The organism is Peteryoungia ipomoeae, from assembly GCF_004912165.1.
GTDB lineage: Bacteria > Pseudomonadota > Alphaproteobacteria > Rhizobiales > Rhizobiaceae > Allorhizobium > Allorhizobium ipomoeae.
This window is the reverse complement of record NZ_STGV01000002.1, coordinates 334,097-351,817: the sequence shown is the minus strand read 5'-3', so window position 1 is coordinate 351,817 and position 17,721 is coordinate 334,097. Positions and strand designations below refer to the sequence as shown.

Below are 17,721 nucleotides of genomic sequence, written 5' to 3'. Positions count from 1 at the left end.
CTCCCTCTGTGCGTCAGACGGCGTTGTAGGCCGCGATGGCGGCCATGTTGACTATGTCGCTGTCCTTGGCGCCCATCTGGGCAATCTGGACGGATTTTTCGAGCCCGATCAGCAGTGGTCCCATAACGGTCAAGCCTCCCAGTTCCTGCAGCATCTTGGTTGAAATCGCTGCCGAGTGGATCGCCGGCATCACCAGCACGTTTGCGGTGCCAGAGAGGCGGCAGAAGGGATATTGCTCCATGCGGTGATGGTTGAGCGCCACATCCGCTCCCATTTCTCCGTCATACTCGAAGCTCACGCCACGGCGATCAAGGATCTTGACCGCTTCGCGCACCCGTTCCGAGCGTTCGCCGGTTGGATGGCCGAAGGTGGAGTAGGCGAGAAGCGCCACGCGTGGCTCAAGTCCCAGCCGCTGTGCAACGCCTGCAGCTTCCTCGGCGATATCGGCCAGCTCTTCTGCCGTCGGCATATCATGCACTGCCGTATCGGCCACCACGATCGTGCGACCGCGGGCGAGCGCAAGCGAAACGCCAATCACCCGATGCCCCGGCGCCGTGTCGATGCAGCGGCGGACATCCTCAAGAGCGGTGGAATAGTTGCGCGTCGTCCCGGTTACCATGGCATCCGCATCGCCCAGCGCCACCATGCAGGCGGCAAAGTGGTTGCGGTCGGTGTTGATCAGGCGCTGCGCGTCACGATGCAGATAGCCCTTCCTTTGCAGGCGTGTGTAAAGATACTCCGTATAGGCCTCGACGCGATCGGAAATGCGGGCATTGACCACCTCGATGCCGGGGCGGTCGAGGTCAATGCCGGCGCGCTCGGCCGTTGCCTTGAGCGGTTCATCGCGTCCAAGCAGGATGGCGGTGCCTAGACCCTGATTGGCGAAGGAGATGGCCGCTCGCATGACCTGCTCTTCCTCGCCCTCTGCAAAGACCACCCGCTTCGGCGTCTTACGGACCTGCTCGTATATACGCTGCGTGGCTGCAACAATCGGATTGCGCCTTGCTGAAAGCTCATGGGCATAGGCGTCGAGATCCTCGATTGTCCTGCGTGCGACCCCGCTCTCCATCGCAGCCTTTGCCACGGCAAGCGGAATGGCCGAAATCAGTCTGGGATCGAAGGGCACGGGAATGATGTATTGCGGCCCAAAGCGTGGCCGCTCTCCCTGATAGGCCGCGGCCACGTCATCGGGCACGTCTTCGCGGGCAAGATTTGCCAAGGCCTCCGCGGCGGCAACCTTCATCGCATCGTTGATCTGACTTGCGCGCACATCAAGCGCTCCGCGGAAGATATAGGGGAAGCCCAGCACGTTGTTGACCTGGTTCGGATAGTCCGACCGGCCCGTCGCCATGATTGCATCGGCGCGGATGGCGGCCACCTCCTCAGGCGTGATTTCCGGGTCCGGATTGGCCATCGCGAAGATGATCGGGTTCGGCGCCATCGAGGCGATCATTTCGGCAGAAAAGGCGCCCTTCTGCGAAAGCCCGAAAACCACGTCGGCGCCGTCCATGGCCTCGCGCAGGGTCCGGCGGTCGGTCTTCACCGCATGCGCCGATTTCCACTGGTTCATGCCCTCGCTGCGGCCCTGAAAAATCACCCCCTTGGTATCGCAGAGGATGATGTTCTCACCGTTGAACCCCATTGCCTTGATGAGCTCGATGCAGGCGATCGCAGCAGCCCCGGCGCCATTGCACACCAGTTTCGTTGTCTTCAGGTCTCGACCGGTCAGCGCAAGCGCGTTGATCAGGCCGGCCGCCGCAATGATCGCCGTGCCGTGCTGGTCATCGTGAAAGACGGGAATGTCCATCAGTTCGCGCAGCCGGCTTTCGATGATGAAGCATTCCGGCGCCTTGATGTCCTCCAGGTTGATGCCGCCGAAGGAGGGGCCGAGATAACGCACGCAATTGATGAAGGCGTCGACATCCTCGGTGTCGACCTCGAGATCGATCGAATCGACATCGGCGAAGCGCTTGAAGAGAACCGACTTGCCCTCCATCACAGGCTTTGAGGCCAGCGCCCCGAGATTGCCAAGGCCAAGGATAGCCGTACCGTTCGAGATGACGGCCACCATGTTTCCGCGCGTGGTGTAGTCGTAGGCGCAACCGGGATCGGCAGCGATCGCTTTCACCGGAACGGCAACCCCAGGCGAATAGGCGAGAGAAAGATCCCGCTGCGTTGCCATCGGCTTGGTGGGGGTGATTTCCAGTTTGCCCGGCCGGCCTCTTGAGTGGAAGTCCAGAGCCTCCTGCTCAGTCACTGAAACGCGCGTCCGCCCGGTCTTGTTCTCGCCTGCCATTCATCCCTCACCTTGTTGTGGGCAGCGGGCATTCGCTGGCCCATCGTGGTTGTTTTTCTGTGCCTTAGGTCGTTAGTGTTGCACGACTTCATTCTCAAGAAAACACCGAGCCCGTGACGCTACAGCAAGCCACCCAAAGTGATGTTTTGAACGTCGCAGACCTGACCTCCGAGGAAAGCCGCGCTTCGGCAACCCCGATGATGGAGCAGTTCATCGAAATCAAGGCTGCCAATCCGGGCAGTCTCCTGTTTTACCGCATGGGCGATTTCTACGAGTTGTTCTTCGAGGATGCCGTTGATGCTGCGCGCGCTCTGGGCATCACGCTGACGAAGCGGGGTCAGCATCTTGGTCAGGACATTCCGATGTGTGGCGTGCCTGTGCATGCCGCCGATGACTACCTCCAAAAGCTCATCACGCTGGGTTTCCGTGTGGCCGTCTGCGAGCAGGTCGAAGATCCGGCGGAAGCGAAGAAGCGCGGATCGAAATCGGTCGTGCGACGCGATGTCGTGCGTCTCGTTACCCCCGGCACGCTGACAGAAGACAAGCTGCTCTCACCGTTCGAATCCAATTATCTGATGGCGCTGGCCCGGATCCGCGGCGGATCCGCCCCGCAGCTGGCTCTCGCCTGGATCGATATCTCGACCGGTATCTTCCGCCTGGCCGAAACCACCGAAACGCGGCTTCTCGCTGATATCCTGCGCATCGAGCCGCGCGAACTGATCGTGCCAGACAGCCTCTTCTACGATGAGGAGCTGAAACCCGCCTTTGACGTGCTCGGCCGGGTGGTGGTGCCGCAGCCAGCGGTTCTGTTCGACAGCGCCAGCGCCGAGGGGCGCATCGCCCGCTATTTCGGTGTCGGCACGCTGGAAGGCTTCGGCACGTTTTCGCGAGCGGAAATCGCCGCTGCTGCCGCTGCCGTCGCCTATGTCGAAAAGACGCAGATCGCCGAGCGTCCGCCGCTTGGTCTGCCGGAACGGCAGAATGCCGCTTCAACCCTGTTCATCGATCCGGCAACGCGCGCCAATCTGGAGCTTGTGAAAACGCTGTCCGGCGAGCGTAACGGTTCGCTGCTGAAGGCCATTGATCGCACTGTCACCGGTGGCGGTGCCCGCCTGCTCGCGGAGCGCCTGATGTCGCCGCTCACGGATCCCGATACGATTTCAGCGCGGCAGGATTCCATTGCATATCTCATGGCGGACGGTCTCCTGGTCGACCGGTTGCGCGATGCCCTGAAGCGTGTGCCCGACATGCCGCGCGCGCTGTCGCGGCTGGCGCTCGACCGTGGCGGCCCACGCGATCTCGGCAGCATCGTTGCGGGGCTTGCCGCTTCCGGCGAGGTGGCGCGTCTTCTCGATGCAGAAAGCGCTCCCGCCGAAATTGCCGAGGCGCTTGCCGATCTCGCGGCGCTGCCTGCAGATCTCGGACCGGGTCTTGCCGCCACGCTTGCGGATGAACTGCCGCTTCTGAAGCGCGACGGCGGTTTCCTTCGGGAGGGCGCGCTTGCCGAACTCGACGAGTTGCGCGCACTCAGAGACCAGTCGCGCCGCGTCATCGCCGGCCTGCAGCTGCAATATGCCGAGGAAACCAGCATCAAGTCCCTGAAGATCAAGCACAATAATGTGCTTGGCTACTTTATCGAAGTCACAGCAGGCAATGCCGGTCCAATGACGGACAGTGACGAAGCCAAGGGTCGCTTCATTCACCGCCAGACCATGGCGAATGCCATGCGTTTCACCACGACCGAGCTTGCCGATCTGGAAAGCCGTATCGCCAATGCCGCCGGTCAGGCGCTGGCATTGGAGCTTCAGGCCTTCGACCGCATGGTGTCGGCTGTCATCGCCGCGGCCGAGCCGATCAAGGCGGCCGCGCGGGCGCTGGCCACCATTGATGTTGCAGCCGGTCTTGCGGCGCTGGCCGAGGAGCAGGGCTATTGCCGTCCGCTGGTCGATGACTCGAGAATGTTTGCCATCACTGCCGGCCGCCATCCGGTGGTCGAGCAGGCCTTGCGCCGTCAGGCGGCAAGCCCCTTCATCGCCAATGACTGCGATCTGTCGCCGGTTGATACGAAGGGCCCAGGTGCAATCTGGCTGCTGACGGGTCCCAATATGGGCGGTAAGTCGACCTTCCTGCGGCAGAACGCGCTCATTGCGATCCTTGCCCAGATGGGATCTTTCGTCCCGGCCGGTGCCGCCCATATCGGCGTTGTCGACCGCCTGTTCTCCCGCGTCGGGGCATCGGACGATCTGGCGCGCGGTCGCTCCACTTTCATGGTCGAGATGGTCGAGACTGCCGCCATCCTCAATCAGGCAACAGATCGCTCGCTGGTCATCCTCGACGAGATTGGTCGGGGCACTGCCACCTTCGATGGCCTGTCGATTGCATGGGCGGCGGTCGAGCATCTGCACGAGGCCAATCGCTGCCGGTCGCTGTTTGCCACGCATTTCCACGAGCTGACGGCACTGTCGGAAAAGCTCGCGCGGCTGTCCAATGTCACCATGCGCGTCAAGGAGTGGGACGGCGAGGTGATCTTCCTGCATGAGGTCGGCCCCGGAGCGGCCGATCGGTCCTATGGCATTCAGGTTGCACGCCTTGCCGGCCTTCCGGCGGCCGTGGTGGCCCGGGCGCGGGATGTCCTGTCGCGCCTCGAAGACAGCGATCGCAAGAACCCGGCAGCCCAGCTGATCGACGATCTGCCCCTGTTTCAGGTTGCTGTGCGTCGGGAGGAAATTACCAAGGCTGGCCCTTCCAAGGTGGAGGAGGCTTTGCGGGCGCTCGATCTCGACGATCTGACACCGCGTCAGGCGCTGGATGCGCTCTATGACCTGAAGAAACAACTTGGCAAGCCTTGACGGCTAAAACTGTCTTTTGTCTCGCAAAGGCGTTATAGCGCCTGTCAGCCCCGGCTGATTCCAGAGCTTTAGAGAGTATGCTGCGCCCATGGTCAAAGCGGACCCCGCCTTCGAAACGCTTCTCGATGTGAATGCCCTTCGGGTCGCTTGTGACGCAGTCCTCTCGGCCAAAAATGCCGATCTCTCTGAGATACGCTCGGCCCTCTTGCCGATCCTGAAACAGGCAAGTGCCGACGCCCGGGAACAGGCCCGGCTGAAGCTCTTTGATGACGGAAGCGGGCTGCTCTGCGCCAACCGCATTTCCTGGATCCAGGATCAGCTGATGTCGGTGATCTTCGATTTTGCGCGCAGCAAGGTTTACCCTGACGGCATGGATGACCTCGCGGTAACGGCCGTTGGCGGCTATGGACGCGGAACGCTTGCACCAGGATCGGACATCGATCTCCTGTTCCTCCTGCCGCCAAAAGCCTCGCCGATCATGCACAAGGCGATCGAGTTCATCCTCTATCTATTGTGGGATATTGGCTTCAAGGTTGGTCATGCCACGCGTTCGGTCGAGGAATGCATCCGCCTTTCCAGGTCGGATATGACCATCCGTACTGCGGTTCTTGAAAGCCGCTTTGTTTGCGGCAATCAGGATATCGTCGAGGAACTGCAGAGCCGTTTCGATTCTGAGGTCACGACAGGCACTGCGCCGGAATTCATTGCCGCCAAACTGGCAGAGCGCGACGAGCGCCATCGCAAGGCAGGCGACAGCCGCTATCTCGTCGAGCCGAATGTCAAGGAAGGCAAGGGTGGCCTCAGAGATCTGCAGACGCTCTTCTGGATCGCCAAATACAATTATCATGTCCGCGAGACAGCCGATCTGGTGCGGCTCGGTGTCCTCTCGCGTCACGAGTGGCGGCTTTTTCTAAAGGCCGACGATTTCCTCTGGGCCGTTCGCTGCCACATGCATTACCTGACCGGCAAGCCGGAAGAACGGCTTTACTTCGACATTCAGCCTGAGATCGCCAAGAGCCTCGGCTATCAGCCGCGCCCCGGCCTCTCGGCCGTCGAACGCTTCATGAAGCACTACTTCCTTGTCGCCAAGGATGTCGGAGACCTCACACGCATATTCTCTGCGGCTCTTGAGGACCAGCAGGCCAAGGTGGTGCCGGGCTTCGGCGGCATGATAGGTCGCTTCGCCAATCGCCCCCGCAAGATTTCCGGCGCGAGCGAATTCATCGATGATCGCGGTCGCATCGCGCTCGCAGATCCCGGCGTCTTCAAGCGGGACCCGATGTCGATAATGCGGCTCTTCCACGTCGCCGATCTCAACGGGCTGGAATTCCACCCGGATGCGCTGAAAGCCGTTACACGCTCGCTCTCGCTGATCGACAATGATTTTCGTGAAAGCGAGGAAGCAAACCGCATCTTCCTGTCGATCCTCACCTCGCGCAAGGATCCGGGTTTCATTCTCCGTCGCATGAACGAGGCTGGCGTACTGGGGCGGTTCATGCCCGAATTCGGCAAGATCGTCTCGATGATGCAGTTCAACATGTATCATCACTATACGGTGGATGAGCACCTCATTCGCACTGTCGAAGTCCTCTCCGAGATCGACACTGGCCGGGGAGAGGAAATGCATCCTCTGGCGAGCAAGCTGATGCCGGGTATTGAGGATCGGCAGAGCCTTTACGTCGCGGTTCTCCTGCATGACATTGCCAAGGGTCGCCAGGAGGATCACTCCGTCGCTGGCGCCAAGGTCGCCCGCAAGCTGTGCCCGCGTCTTGGATTGTCCCCCAAGCAGACCGAGTTGGTCGCATGGCTGATTGATCAGCATCTGCTGATGTCGATGGTTGCCCAAACGCGCGACCTGCATGACCGCAAGACGATCACGGATTTCGCCGATAAGGTGCATTCGCTCGAACGGCTGAAGATGCTGCTGATCCTGACGGTCTGTGACACCCGGGCAGTGGGTCCGGGCGTCTGGAACGGCTGGAAGGGACAGCTTCTGCGCACCCTTTACTACGAGACCGAACTCCTGCTGTCCGGCGGCTTTTCCGAGGTGTCCCGCAAAGATCGCGCCAAGCATGCGGCAGAGCAGCTCGCCGCAGGTCTCGATGGCTGGAGCGCCAAGGACCAGCAGACCTATACCAAGCTGCACTACGAGCCGTATCTGCTGTCAGTCGACCTCGAAGACCAGATCCGCCACGCCCATTTCATCCGGGAGGCAGACAAGGCTGGCAAAGCGCTCGCGACCACGGTGCGGACCCATCAGTTTCACGCGATTACCGAGATCACGGTCCTTTCGCCGGACCATCCGCGTCTGCTGTCGATCATTGCCGGCGCCTGCGCCGCGGCCGGCGCCAATATTGTCGATGCCCAGATCTTCACCACATCGGATGGGCGGGCACTCGATACAATTGTCATAAGCCGTGAATTCCCGATTGATGATGACGAGATGCGCCGCGGGGCGACCATCTCGAAAATGATCGAGGATGTGCTGTCAGGGCGCAAGCGGCTCCCCGAGGTCATCGCGACGCGCGCCAAGGGCAAAAAGAAGGCGAGACCCTTTCCAGTTCAGCCCGACGTCCGCTTCTCGAACGTCCTGTCGAACAAGTTCACCGTCATCGAAATCGAATGCCTCGACCGCATCGGTCTCCTGGCGGAGATCACCGCTGTCCTGTCGGACCTGTCGCTCGATATCCATTCCGCCCGCATCACGACCTTCGGCGAGAAGGTGATCGACACCTTCTATGTCACGGATCTGGTGGGCCAGAAGATTACCAGCGACAACAGGCAGGCAAATGTCACAAACCGATTGAAGGCGGTCATGATAGATCAACCCGATGAATTGCGGGACAACATGCCCTCCGGCATCATCGCGCCGCCGCCACGCGCACCCGTACCTAAGAGATCGCGAGCCTGAGACATGAGCCTGGTCAAGAAGTTTATGACTGTCGGCGGGGCGACCCTCGGTAGTCGGGTTTTTGGCTTTGCCCGTGAGACCCTGATGGCTGCGGCTCTCGGGACGGGTCCTGTGGCCGACGTATTCTATGCAGCCTTCCGCTTTCCCAACCTCTTCCGCCGGCTCTTTGCCGAAGGCGCGTTCAACGCGGCTTTCGTGCCGCTGTTTGCCAAGGAAATTGAGGCAAACGGTATCGAAGGCGCAAAGCGCTTTTCCGAGGAAGTGTTCGGAGTTCTCTTCTCGGTTCTGCTGATCCTGACCATCGGCATGCAGCTTGCCATGCCGCTTCTCGTTGAGTGGATCATCGCGCCAGGCTTTGCCGACGATCAGGAGAAGTTCGATCTGACGGTTCGCCTCGCGATCGTCATGTTCCCCTACCTGATGTGCATGTCGCTGACGGCGATGTTGAGCGGCATGCTCAACTCGCTGCACCATTTCTTTGCAGCAGCCATTGCGCCTGTTTTCCTCAATGTCCTGATGATTGGTGCGCTAGGCTGGGCGTTGTGGACGGGCGCGGATCCCGCAGCGACAGCCTGGGCCTTGTCCTGGTCGGTACTCGCGGCGGGTCTTCTGCAGATGGCTGTCGTCTATATGGGGGTTCGCCATGCCGGCATGCGTATCGGCTTCAAACGCCCGCGACTGACGCCAGACGTCAAGCGACTGCTGATCCTTGCCGTGCCCGCTGCGATTACCGGCGGTATCACACAGATCAACCAGTTGATTGGCCAGGCCATTGCCTCGGGCAAGGACGGCGCCATTTCGGCCCTCCAATATGCCGATCGTATCTATCAGTTGCCGCTGGGTGTCGTCGGCGTTGCTGTTGCCGTGGTTCTGCTTCCCGAACTCTCGCGCGCCTTGAAGGCGGGGCACATGAAGGAGGCGGGCGGTCTGCAGAACCGGTCGATCGAATTCGTCCTGTTCCTGACCCTGCCGGCCGCCGTCGGTATATGGGTACTCTCTGACGAGATCATTCGGGTGCTGTACGAGCGCGGAGCGTTCGGCGAGCAAAATACATCTGTCGTGGCCTCGATCCTCGCGATCTATGGCCTCGGTCTGCCAGGCTTCGTCCTGATCAAGGCCTTGCAGCCAGGCTATTATGCCCGCGAAGACACCAAGACGCCGATGCGGTTCACCCTTGTCTCCGTGGCGCTGAATACCGGACTTGCCATCTCGCTATTCCCGATTTTTGAAGAGAGTGGCATCGCCATCGCTGAAGCGGCGGCGGGTTGGACCAATACCATTCTCCTGTTTTCCGTGCTCCTCTGGAGAGGGCATCTGTCGGTGGAGTGGAGCCTGGTCACGCGAACGCTGCGTCTGATCGTTGCCGCAGCGATCATGGGCGTCATGCTCGCTTACATTTCGGACCACTGGTCGTCCTGGCTTTCGCCATCCAGTTCGCTGTTCAACCAGCTTCTGGCACTCTTTGGATTGATCGCCATTGCGATGCCTGTCTATTTCGGCATCGCCTTCCTGATCGGTGGGGCAGATCTTGGCATGATCCGCCGAAGCCTGAAGCGGAAGCCGAAGTCTCAGCAGTAGTTCCAGGTTCGCCTTGGACCGATGTCGACATGCACGATGCCGTTGCAGTAGCGGCCGATGCCGCCAATCCCGGGTGCGGAGCGTGCCGCCGCAACAATCCGCTTTTCCGGCACGCCGGGAACACGGATATCGGCCGCCAGACAGTTGGTGTGCTGTGACTTGCCGGAACGCGGACGGTGGCCCGAGGTAACAACCGGCTTTTTGCCTGTCTCCTTGGCGATATGCGCAAGGATTGCCTTCAGCTGATCTGGAAAGCAGCTGGCCCGGACGCTGACACGCTGAAGCGTATATGCGGCCGTGTAGTCGTGTTTCATGAAGAAGTGCTTCTTCTTCCTGATATCGGCAGCCTCGGCTGAGGCCAGGAAACTGAACGTCAGAAGACAGCTCAGCGCGACACAGTACAAAATGCGCATGAACAACCTGTGGAATGTTTTTCTCGTTGCTGCCAAGTGGCCTTGGCGGCGGCGGGTTTTTATTCCCTGAAATGTGTCGAAAGTGGAGCGCTTTGCTCAGGTCGCTCTGTCCCCGCTTCAGAAGAAGCTGTCAGCAGGCGCTTGTGGCTTGTCTCAAGGTTCAGCTAAGCTGCTAAAATTTTAGGCGTTTTGGAGTGGGTTGTGTCCTTTGCGTGACTTCTGTCACAGTCTGTGTGACGGAAGTCATTTTCGGGCTGTTCAAGCCCGACTTTTGACGGGCCGAACGGCGGACGCTTGATTGTCGCCGGTGCGGCGTGCATAAGCCGTGACCGACACGCGATCGCAAGATCGGGCCCTCCACCAGCCTGCTGAGGACAATCATGGGTGAGTTCAAACCGCTGGTCTTTTCCGGCGTCCAGCCAACTGGCAATCTCCATCTCGGAAACTATCTTGGCGCGATCCGCAAGTTCGTCGCCCTGCAGGAAAACAATGATTGCATCTACTGCGTCGTTGATCTGCATGCACTGACGGCTCAGCTTGTCCATGAGGACATGCAGACCCAGATCCGCTCGATCACCGCAGCCTTTCTCGCAGCCGGTATCGATCCGCAAAAGCATATCGTCTTCAATCAGAGCCAGGTGCCGCAGCACGCGGAACTCGCCTGGATCTTCAATTGCGTCGCGCGCATCGGCTGGATGAACCGCATGACGCAATTCAAGGACAAGGCCGGTAAGGATCGGGAACAGGCCTCACTCGGCCTTTATGCCTATCCGAGCCTGATGGCCGCCGACATTCTCGTCTACCGTGCCACGCACGTGCCGGTCGGTGAGGATCAGAAGCAGCATCTTGAGCTTGCCCGGGATATCGCCATGAAGTTCAACCTGGACTTTCACGACAAGATCGTTCCTACGGGCCTCGGTGTAGACATCAAAGTTGGCGAAGAGCCGGTCGATGCCTATTTCCCGATGGTCGAGCCACTCATCGATGGCCCGGCGCCGCGCGTTATGAGCCTCAAGGACGGCACCAAGAAGATGTCGAAGTCCGATCCTTCGGATCTGTCGCGCATCAATCTCATGGACGATCAGGACGCGATCTCGAAAAAGATCCGCAAGGCCAAGACCGATCCGGATGCCTTGCCAAGCGAGGTCGATGGCCTCAAGGGCCGGCCCGAAGCCGACAATCTTGTCGGCATCTTTGCCGCCCTTGCCGACAAGCCGAAAGCGGACGTACTGGCAGAATTTGGCGGCCAGCAGTTCTCTGTGTTCAAGCCAGCGCTGATCGATCTTGCGGTTGAGGTGCTTGCACCGATGAACACCGAAATGCGCAAACTGATGGAAGATCCAGGTCACATCGATGCCGTGCTGCGTGATGGCGGTGCCCGTGCACGCGCACGTGCTGAAACGACCATGAACGAAGTCCGCGACATCATCGGTTTCGTACGATAGTCTCCTGGCGCCTGGTGAGTCCGTCCGGAACTTGCAGGCGTCCCGAGTTTCTGTCCGGCGGCGGGGTGCTTAATGGTTTCAACGCGTCTGTCACGTCTTGAAGGTCATCGCCGCAAGTTCATGGCGGTCATCGACAACACGCCGGAATGCTCGCGGGCGGTTCACTATGCCGGTCGCCGTGCGAAGAATTCCAATGGCGGCCTGGTGCTGATCTATGTGATCCCGGAAGGCGACTTCCAGCAATGGCTGGGGGTCGAAGAAATCATGCGGGCTGAAGCGCGCGAAGAAGCGGAAGGCGTGATGGCCAAGGCCGCTCAGACCGTGCGCGACACGATCGGCATAGAGCCTGAAATCGTCATTCGCGAAGGCAGCGCATTTGCTGAAATCAACGGACTGATCGAAGAGGATCGCGATATAGCAATCCTGGTTCTTGCCGCCGGCTCGTCGACCAAGGAAGGTCCCGGACCGCTCGTCTCGATGATTGCGGGGCGTGGGGCCGCCTTCCCGATCCCGGTAACGGTGCTGCCCGAAAACCTTACCAACGAAGAGATCGACGCGCTTTGCTGACGCGCAATGCACTTGAAGATTTGTCCGGCAAAGACTATTTTTGAAGAATTCTAAATTGTGGTGCACTGGTCACCCGGAGGTCCTCATGTTCATTCAGACCGAAGCCACGCCGAATCCGGCGACATTGAAATTCCTGCCGGGCAAGGTGGTGATGGAACGCGGAACGGCCGAGTTTCGCGATGCCGAAAGCGCCGCTGCCTCGCCGCTGGCTGCCCGCATCTTCCAGATCCCGGGCGTGTCGGGTGTCTTCTTCGGCTACGACTTCGTGACAGTCACCAAGGATGGCCCGGAATGGCAGCACTTGAAGCCGGCGATCCTTGGGACGATCATGGAGCATTTCATGAGTGGCCAGCCGCTGATGGCGGCAGCTTCCGCCACATCGAGCCCTGTTTCCGACGAGGAATTCTATGATGCCGGCGATGAGACCATTGTCGCGACCATCAAGGAACTTTTGGAAACGCGTGTGCGTCCGGCTGTCGCACAGGATGGCGGCGATATCACCTTCCGCGGTTTCAAGGATGGCAAAGTCTTCCTCAACATGAAGGGTGCCTGCGCTGGCTGCCCGTCTTCGACGGCCACGTTGAAGCACGGCGTAAAGAACCTTCTGCGCCATTTCGTGCCGGAAGTCGAAGAAGTCGAAGCCGTCTAACGCGTCTCGGGGGTGCCCATGATCGTTCTCGCGATCGACACGGCCGGCGTCGATTGTGCGGTCGCGATTTACGATGCGGCTTCCAGCCGCATTTTGTCCCGCATCAGTGAAACGATCGGGCGCGGCCATGCCGAGCGTCTGATGGCTATGGTCGACGAGGCTCTCGATGCCGCTTCTCTGCCGCTCGATGCAATTCAGCGCATCGGCGTCACAGTCGGACCGGGATCCTTTACGGGCATCCGCGTTGGCGTGGCGGCGGCACGAGGGCTGGCGCTTGCGCTTGGCGTCGATTGCGTCGGCGTCAATACGCTCGAAGTCCTTGCCCGTACTGTTGTCGCGGCCCCCGGCAAGACGGTCCTCGCTGGCATGAATGCCCATCGCGAAGAAGTCTATCTTCAAGCCTTCCGCGACCAGATCGCCTGCGAGGCTCCCGCCTTGGCAACGGTTGACGATTATCTCACCCGCGCAGCTAAGGACGCGATGCTTGTCGGATCCGCCGAGCAGCTGGTCACCGATCCGACAGCGCAGACCGCTCCCGATCACTTCCCCATCGAAACGGTTGCCCTGATCGCCGCTCAGGCGACAGCTCAGGGCAAGGCAAAGCCGCTCTATCTGCGTGGACCAGATGCGAAGCCGCAAACGGGCTTCGCCGTAGCGAGAGCTTGAAATGCGAGACGGCTTTTTTCACCGCCAACCGGAATTCGAAATTGTCGCCATGGAGCCGGAGCACTGCGCTGCCGTGGCCGAACTCCACGCCCAGCGTTTTCCGAAAGCCTGGGGAGATGGAGAGTTCCTCAGCCTCCTGCTGCAGCCAAACACCTATGGTTTTGCCGCCTGGCAAACCAATACGCTGATCTTCAAGGCGCCACTCGCCGGTTTCGTGCTTGCCCGCGAAGTTGCCGGCGAGGCTGAGATCCTGACGATAGCGGTCGGCGAGGCCTATGGCCGTAACGGTCTTGGCTGGCGGCTGATGCAGGCGGCCATTCGCGAAGCGCGCAGCCGCGGCGGAGAAACCATGTTCCTCGAGGTCGACAACACCAACACCCGGGCGCTCGGTCTCTATCGCAAGCTTGGGTTCGAGAAGGCGGGCGAGCGCCAGGCCTACTACGCGGATGAAAAGGGGCAGCGTTCCTCCGCGCTTGTCATGCGTCGCGATCTTCGTTAACCCAAGCCTTGGACGAAGCAGGCAAAAGCGGGTAAATTCGGCGCATGAAAGACGCTCTCAAATCGCTGGAGATACTGTGTGCCGAACGCGGCATGCGGATGACGGAGCAGCGTCGCGTCATCGCCCGGATCCTCGAGGAGTCCGACGATCATCCGGATGTTGAAGAGCTTTATCGGCGTTCATCGACAGTCGACGCCAAGATCTCAATTTCCACGGTTTATCGCACCGTCAAGCTTTTTGAGGACGCTGGCATCATCGAGCGTCACGATTTCCGGGATGGCCGCTCGCGTTATGAAACCGTCCCCGACGAGCATCATGATCACCTGATCGATGTGAAGAACGGTACGGTCGTGGAGTTTCACTCGCCAGAAATAGAGGCGCTGCAGGAGCGCATTGCGCGCGAGCATGGTTTCCGTCTGGTTGGGCATCGGCTGGAACTCTACGGCATCCCGCTCTCCAAGGATGAAAAATAACGCGATGGCCACAGCCACGGTGAGGTTCGCGTGATCATCTGGATGCGTGCAACGATCCTGCTCATTCTGCTCGCATTGCTCACGTTTGCGCTGGTACCCGTTCAGCTCCTGGCACTGAAATTCGACTGGAAGCTCAGGCGCAGGCTGCCCCGCCTCTGGCACCGTTTTGCTCTCTACACGCTTGGTATCCGTGTACTTCGTCACGGAGCGCTCGAAAGCCGCAGTCCTCTGATGATCGCGGCCAATCATGCGTCTTGGAAAGATATCCTGATCCTGGGGTCGATTGCTGATGTGGCATTCATCGCCAAGCAGGAAGTTGCCGCCTGGCCGGTCTTCGGTGTGCTCGCGCGCTTGCAGAAAACTATCTTCGTTGTTCGCGAGGAAAAACGCCGCTCAGGTGACCAGGTCAACGAGATTGCCGCCCGTATGGCCGATGGCGAGATCGTTGTCCTCTTTCCGGAGGGTACCACCTCGGACGGCAATCGTATCCTAGGGCTGAAGTCCACGCTTTTCGGGGCCGCGGCCGCGGCTCTGCCAGGCGAGGGGGATGGCGTCGTTCTGGTGCAGCCCGTCGCGATCGCCTATACAAGGGTGCAGGGCTTGCCGCTTGGCCGCTATCATCGGCCTGTTGCCGGATGGCCGGGCGATGTCGGCTTGCTCCCGCACCTGAAGGGCGTGATCAGCGCAGGCGCCATGGATGTCGACGTAACCTTCGGGCATGCGGTGGAGTTCCGCAAGGGGGACAATCGCAAGGTCCTGGCCGCCAATGTAGAGCGCCAGTTGAGGGATATGTTGTCTGCGCACCTGCGTGGGCGTCATCAGCCTTGACCGGGCTTGCCGATTTTTCAGTTTAATCGCAGCGCAAAAAGCACTAAAGAGCGCGGCATGACCCAAGATCCCACGAGCATGACCAATCCGGGCGCCGCCGGCGCAAGCACGCGCAAGGTCTTCATCAAGACCTACGGTTGCCAGATGAATGTCTATGACAGCGGCCGCATGGCCGATGCCCTGTCGGCGGATGGCTATGTCCCGACCGAGACCATGGACGATGCCGATCTCGTCCTCCTCAATACGTGCCATATCCGAGAAAAGGCAGCGGAAAAAGTCTATTCCGCACTCGGTCGCCTGCGTGAGCACAAGAAGGCGAGAGCGGCGGAGGGCAAGGAGTTTCTGATTGGCGTGGCCGGCTGCGTGGCCCAGGCCGAAGGCGAAGAGATCTCAAGGCGTGAGCCGGCGGTCGATGTGGTGCTCGGACCGCAGACCTATCATCGCCTGCCGCAAGCGCTGCAGAAGGTGCGGGCCGGCGAACGGGTGGTCGATACCGAATACGCGCTCGAAGACAAATTCGAGCATCTGCCCGATCCGACGAGGATTCCGGGGAAACCGCGCAACGTCACCGCGTTCCTGACCGTGCAGGAAGGCTGTGACAAGTTCTGTACCTTCTGCGTCGTTCCCTATACGCGCGGTTCGGAAGTTTCGCGTCCGCTGGCGCAGCTTCTTGCCGAGGCGCGTAAGCTGGTCGACGCTGGCGTTCGGGAGCTGACGCTTCTCGGGCAGAACGTCAATGCCTGGCATGGCGAAGACGAGAAGGGTAGGGCCATCGGCCTTGGTGATCTTCTCTATCGCCTCGCCGACATCCCAGGTCTTGCCCGCCTACGCTACACCACCAGCCATCCGCGCGACATGGACGACCGGCTGATCGAGGCGCATCGCGATCTCCGCATCCTGATGCCTTATCTGCATCTGCCGGTGCAGTCGGGATCAGACCGCATCTTGAAGGCCATGAACCGTCGCCACAAGGCCAGCGAATATGTTGCGCTGATCGAGCGCATTCGCTCGGTGCGGCCAGATATCGCCTTGTCCGGCGATTTCATCGTTGGCTTTCCCGGTGAGACCGATGAGGATTTCGAAGATACGATGAAGCTGGTGCGCGAGGTCAACTATGCGCAGGCCTATTCGTTCAAGTATTCGACCAGACCCGGCACGCCCGGTGCTGATCTGCCAGATCATCTTTCCGAAGACGTGAAAGGCGAGCGTCTCGCACGCCTGCAGGCTCTCCTTCTGGAACAACAGCAGGCCTTCATGCATTCGAAGGTCGGGCAGACCATGGAACTCCTCCTGGAGAAGCCCGGTCGTATGCCCGGACAGCTGATCGGGCGGTCGCCCTGGCTGCAATCGGTGAATGTTGATGCAATCTCATCGCAAATCGGTGACATTATAAACGTACGAATCAACGCAATCGGCCCAAACAGCTTGTTTGCCGAGGTGGCACCGGGTTAATGTGGGGGCCTCAACCTGACCCAGGAGCCTGATCGCTTGAACGCAACAGAAGTGATTTCCTCATCATCGCGCAATGTTCCCAAGACTGCGACCGACGCCAATCACTTCATCTTGACGTTCGAGAACAATCGGCTGGCCAGCGAGCTTTTCGGTCAATTTGATCAGAATTTGAAGCTTCTCGAGCAGCGTCTCCAGATTGAAGCACATGCGCGCGGTAATTCCGTTGCCATCACCGGTGATCTTCTGGCGACGAACCAGGCGCGCCGCGCGCTCGATTTTCTCTATGCCCGCCTGCAAAGTGGTGTCTCTGTCGAGGCCTCGGATGTCGAAGGCGCAATCCGCATGGCAGTGGCCGCCGATGACCAGCTTTCCTTGCCGACGCTGGAGCGCAAGGCAAAGCTGACCATGGCGCAGATCTCGACCCGCAAGAAGACCATCGCCGCGCGCACGCCGACGCAGGATGCCTATATGCGGGCGCTTGAGCGTTCCGAAATGGTGTTCGGTGTCGGCCCTGCCGGCACGGGGAAAACCTATCTCGCCGTTGCTCATGCAGCGCAGCTTCTCGAGCGCGGCGTCGTTGACCGCATCGTGCTGACACGACCGGCTGTCGAGGCTGGCGAGCGCCTGGGCTTCCTGCCTGGCGACATGAAGGAAAAGGTCGATCCTTACCTGCGTCCGCTATACGATGCCCTCTACGACATGATCCCCGGCGATAAAGTCGAGCGTGCCATTACAGCGGGTGTCATCGAAATTGCACCGCTTGCCTTCATGCGTGGCCGCACATTGGCGAATGCAGTGATCATTCTCGATGAAGCGCAGAATACCACATCCATGCAGATGAAGATGTTTCTGACGCGCCTCGGCGAGAATGGACGAATGATCATCACCGGTGATCCGAGCCAGGTGGATTTGCCGCGCGGCGTGACCTCCGGTCTGGTCGAAGCCTTGAATGTGCTTAGAGGCGTGGATGGTATCTCCGTCGTGCGCTTCAAGGATACCGATGTTGTCCGCCACCCCTTGGTCGGTCGTATCGTGCAGGCCTATGATGCCAAGTACAAGGTACAGGACGAAAGCGAGCAATCCGACACCTGACGT

The 17,721-nt window shown here is 60.1% G+C and carries 14 protein-coding genes; 12 read left to right on the top strand and 2 right to left on the bottom strand.

Annotated elements, in window-relative coordinates:
* Window positions 1-13: 13 nt before the first annotated feature.
* Window positions 14-2,296, bottom strand: coding sequence for an NADP-dependent malic enzyme (locus FAA97_RS08115; protein WP_136598029.1), 2,283 nt, complete (start codon window positions 2,294-2,296; stop codon window positions 14-16).
* A gap of 197 nt (window positions 2,297-2,493) precedes the next feature.
* Here FAA97_RS08115 and mutS point away from each other — a divergent pair, with 197 nt between their 5' ends.
* The 3 genes from mutS (at window position 2,494) to murJ (ending at window position 9,634) form a co-directional block, all read left to right on the top strand.
* Window positions 2,494-5,145, top strand: coding sequence for a DNA mismatch repair protein MutS (gene mutS / locus FAA97_RS08110; protein WP_246041393.1), 2,652 nt, complete (start codon window positions 2,494-2,496; stop codon window positions 5,143-5,145).
* 88 nt (window positions 5,146-5,233) lie between these two features.
* Window positions 5,234-8,056 (top strand): [protein-PII] uridylyltransferase, encoded by a 2,823-nt coding sequence (locus FAA97_RS08105; protein ID WP_136598027.1) that lies wholly within the window; start codon window positions 5,234-5,236, stop codon window positions 8,054-8,056.
* A gap of 3 nt (window positions 8,057-8,059) precedes the next feature.
* Complete coding sequence (gene murJ, locus FAA97_RS08100; protein WP_136598026.1) at window positions 8,060-9,634, top strand: murein biosynthesis integral membrane protein MurJ; 1,575 nt, start codon at window positions 8,060-8,062, stop codon at window positions 9,632-9,634.
* On the opposite strand, the gene FAA97_RS08095 is transcribed toward murJ, so the two are convergent.
* Window positions 9,625-10,047, bottom strand: coding sequence for a YcbK family protein (locus FAA97_RS08095; RefSeq protein WP_136598025.1), 423 nt, complete (start codon window positions 10,045-10,047; stop codon window positions 9,625-9,627). The two genes, murJ and FAA97_RS08095, sit on opposite strands and share 10 nt — an antisense overlap.
* Window positions 10,048-10,427: 380 nt before the next feature.
* On the opposite strand from FAA97_RS08095, the gene trpS reads away from it, so the two are divergent.
* The 9 genes from trpS to FAA97_RS08050 all read left to right on the top strand — a co-directional run bounded on the left by trpS (window position 10,428) and on the right by FAA97_RS08050 (window position 17,718).
* Window positions 10,428-11,492, top strand: coding sequence for a tryptophan--tRNA ligase (gene trpS / locus FAA97_RS08090; protein WP_136598024.1), 1,065 nt, complete (start codon window positions 10,428-10,430; stop codon window positions 11,490-11,492).
* Between the two features lie 72 nt (window positions 11,493-11,564).
* Complete coding sequence (locus FAA97_RS08085) at window positions 11,565-12,059, top strand: universal stress protein (RefSeq protein ID WP_136598023.1); 495 nt, start codon at window positions 11,565-11,567, stop codon at window positions 12,057-12,059.
* 85 nt (window positions 12,060-12,144) lie between these two features.
* Entirely contained in the window at window positions 12,145-12,708 is a 564-nt protein-coding gene (locus FAA97_RS08080; protein ID WP_136598022.1) for a NifU family protein, read from the top strand.
* Window positions 12,709-12,726: 18 nt separating this feature from the next.
* The gene (gene tsaB, locus FAA97_RS08075; protein WP_136598021.1) at window positions 12,727-13,374 is read left to right on the top strand and encodes a tRNA (adenosine(37)-N6)-threonylcarbamoyltransferase complex dimerization subunit type 1 TsaB; all 648 of its coding nucleotides are present in this window, start codon (window positions 12,727-12,729) and stop codon (window positions 13,372-13,374) included.
* Between the two features lies 1 nt (window position 13,375).
* The gene (locus FAA97_RS08070; RefSeq protein WP_136598020.1) at window positions 13,376-13,873 is read left to right on the top strand and encodes a GNAT family N-acetyltransferase; all 498 of its coding nucleotides are present in this window, start codon (window positions 13,376-13,378) and stop codon (window positions 13,871-13,873) included.
* 44 nt (window positions 13,874-13,917) lie between these two features.
* Window positions 13,918-14,346: a Fur family transcriptional regulator gene (locus tag FAA97_RS08065; protein ID WP_136598019.1), complete on the top strand. Its 429-nt coding sequence runs from the start codon at window positions 13,918-13,920 to the stop codon at window positions 14,344-14,346.
* Window positions 14,347-14,376: 30 nt separating this feature from the next.
* Window positions 14,377-15,174: a lyso-ornithine lipid O-acyltransferase gene (olsA, locus tag FAA97_RS08060; protein ID WP_168800956.1), complete on the top strand. Its 798-nt coding sequence runs from the start codon at window positions 14,377-14,379 to the stop codon at window positions 15,172-15,174.
* A 57-nt stretch (window positions 15,175-15,231) separates the two neighbouring features.
* Entirely contained in the window at window positions 15,232-16,626 is a 1,395-nt protein-coding gene (gene miaB / locus FAA97_RS08055; protein ID WP_136598018.1) for a tRNA (N6-isopentenyl adenosine(37)-C2)-methylthiotransferase MiaB, read from the top strand.
* Window positions 16,627-16,662: 36 nt separating this feature from the next.
* On the top strand, window positions 16,663-17,718 hold the full coding sequence (locus tag FAA97_RS08050; RefSeq protein ID WP_136598017.1) for a PhoH family protein: 1,056 nt from the start codon (window positions 16,663-16,665) through the stop codon (window positions 17,716-17,718).
* Window positions 17,719-17,721: the final 3 nt, after the last annotated feature.